The sequence below is a fragment of the Microvirga brassicacearum genome (assembly GCF_008757455.1).
In the GTDB taxonomy this organism is placed as follows: Bacteria; Pseudomonadota; Alphaproteobacteria; order Rhizobiales; family Beijerinckiaceae; genus Microvirga; species Microvirga brassicacearum.
In genome coordinates this window covers 645-3132 of record NZ_VCMV01000063.1, presented here as the reverse complement: position 1 = coordinate 3132, position 2488 = coordinate 645, and the positions used below count along the sequence as shown (strand labels likewise).

At 55.3% G+C, this 2488-nt stretch carries 4 protein-coding genes; all 4 read right to left on the bottom strand.

Annotated features, from left to right (window positions below; translation table 11 throughout):
• On the bottom strand, window positions 1-417 hold a 417-nt coding region (locus FEZ63_RS25290; protein WP_201274251.1), incomplete at its 3' end, for a hypothetical protein.
• A gap of 30 nt (window positions 418-447) precedes the next feature.
• Window positions 448-810 carry a hypothetical protein gene (locus FEZ63_RS21670; protein WP_150948577.1) on the bottom strand — a complete coding sequence of 121 codons (363 nt, stop codon included), beginning with the start codon at window positions 808-810 and terminating at the stop codon, window positions 448-450.
• Window positions 811-1152: 342 nt separating this feature from the next.
• Entirely contained in the window at window positions 1153-1944 is a 792-nt protein-coding gene (locus FEZ63_RS21665; protein WP_150948574.1) for a hypothetical protein, read from the bottom strand.
• A 12-nt stretch (window positions 1945-1956) separates the two neighbouring features.
• A partial coding sequence (locus FEZ63_RS25285) for a hypothetical protein (protein WP_201274250.1) occupies window positions 1957-2488 on the bottom strand: 532 nt, incomplete at its 5' end.

Genomic DNA, 2488 nt, shown 5'->3' with positions numbered 1-2488 from the left:
GGGGCGGGTCAGGCGGCGCAGGCTGCCGAGGTGGTCGCGCTGGACGATGGCGTCCTGGCCCCCGGGAGAGGGCTGCAGGCGGATGTCGGGATGCGGATAGACGGTCCAGATCCCGGCCGAGGCCGGGCCGGGCGCGCGCTCCACGTCGGGGCCGAGATAGAGCGTCGTGCGGCCGACCGGATCGTTCGGGTCGGCCTTGACGGTCTTCGTCAGCCGCGCCCCGTCAGGCCCGTACACGAACCTCACCGTGGAGAGACCGGCCGCGATCTCCTCCGGCCGGTTCTCCCCGTCCCAGGCGATGGTCCGCCCGCCGCCCTGACGCAGCTTGCCGTTGTTGTCGTAGGCTTGAGGCAGACCGTCCCCCGCCAACGGCGCATGCGGACGCTGGGAGCCGGCGGTCGGGAACGTCGCGCTCATCGGCATCGGCCCCAGCCTGGGCCACCTATTCTAGGTCTGAGACTGATAGCGTTCTGGTAAAAGGCTTTGAATCTCACGGGCGATCGCCCGGATCGCTTCCCATTTCGGATGATCGATCGTGATCCGCGGATCCGGGTCGAGGCCGACCTCCGCCTGATAAGCCAGAATGGCGGCTTTCAACTTCAATAAAAGATCATAGACGCGCTCATCCAGGTTGAACCTGCGCGTCTCAACGATGTGGTCAAGCCGGCCCGCGCCAAGTAGTGCGTGGATCTGCTCACCTGGAGAGTCCATCAGATTGAGATCAGAACCGAACCAAGCCTTGGCCTGGTATTCGGCATTGGCTATGGCGTTAATGACTTCGTGGAAATTAGAGTAAATCGGATCATCCATATTACTATACTCTGAGATGCATTCTATTAATTCGGAAATGTGAACTCGCCAGGGCGCTGATACAGCATCAAGCCCTCGGTACTGTATAGTTCCTGGACTGCTTCCGGTTCGGGCAGCTGTGGGGTTTTTGACTGCATCTAAGATTGCATTGTGCGGTCTGGGCTCCTTGGCAGCACCGGAGGATGAAAGCAGAGTCGCACTTGGTCGATCTGGCTCAGCGTCCCGCCACTATCGGCATAAAAGTGATTAAGAACGGTCGCTCGCGTCGCAACCGCATGGTTGGCTTTCCAGGAGCCAGCAAGATTGACGAAGTGAGCCGGGTGGCTCGAAACACCCGGGCATTCAATCAATCGGCTTTTGAATTTGAATGTCGGTCAATAGAGCATTGTTTAGATCGCGAGAACTCACACTATCGCGTAGCGTAACGGGCGTAAGTTCTCGCAGCTGGCCGCGTTCCACACTATCGAAGAAAAAATCCTTTGTTACGCCAAATCTAACAACGATGCCCAAATGCTCTGAAAGCAATCCGACCTCCTCTAGAGAAGAGCGCTTTGGAAGGTGGCCGGCAAGAAAAAAACGGGCGCTTTGAAGGAACTCGTTTGGGAAAGCTCGCTCACCCAGATCGGCGATTTTGTCAAAAATTTTACTGGTCGTCGTGGCATACAAGGTAATACACCCCCAACCCGCGTGCTGCTCACGGCGTTTAGCCAGCCATTCTTCATTTTGTTCGTCAGTGTAACCGAGAAGCCAGCCCTCCAGTCGCTCAAGCGCTTCGTTCCATCGGCATTTTTCCAGAACGCGGCGGAACAAGAGGTAAGCTGGGATCCGCCAAGCTTCATGCGTCAAGGCATAAAGACGGACTCGGTATCCTAAAGCCGTTCTCCCTCCTATAACGGGTTTGTCCGTCCACGCATCAAATACTTCCTGCTTTACAAATAAACCTTCCTCCACATATTTCTCAAAAGCCTGTTCTGTACTGTCACTATCGTCAGCAAAGCTGGTGCCCGAGAAGACAGCTAATGGTTTTTTGCCTTGCAACATCAGTTCAAGCTCACGCCCAGTGTGAATTTCGTAAGTTAATTCATCCGTCCAATGGTGTGATGAGGTATTATTGGACTGCTTATTCTTTTTCATCTTAAAATTCTCTCATTTTCCAATATATTTGTCCAGATCTGCAGGGATTTTGATGTCGATCCCCCAGTTCCGCTTTGCACAATCCTCACAAACAAAGCCGGGCTTGACAGGGTTAGGAATCATGCCCCCTAAAGGTGTTTTGCAATCTGTACATGGCTGGACAGGAGATGGTTTCGCTCCTTTTACACCTCCTGTTACATCCACGTCTTCGTCATTCGGCTTAGGCGCGTTGTCCGGAGCATTAGTTTGTCCTGGCGCTTTATCTGGACCGAGACCATTGGCCCTGTCGGAAGCATAGGGGCCATTGGGGGACAGGCCGCTCGGTTCGGCGGGTTCAATGCTCGGGATATCGGAAGGGTCGCCCGAAGGACCGGTCGGATTTGATTCAAATCCTTTGCTATTTGCCGGATCGTCACCGTTCCCAATGCCCACCGCAGTGCCGCCTCCGGAAGAACTTCCTACTCCTCCGTCATACGAATTGCTGGATGGGCCCTGCGCGTCGCCCCAGCCCTTGTCATCCGGTCCATCGACTGCATATCCGGTT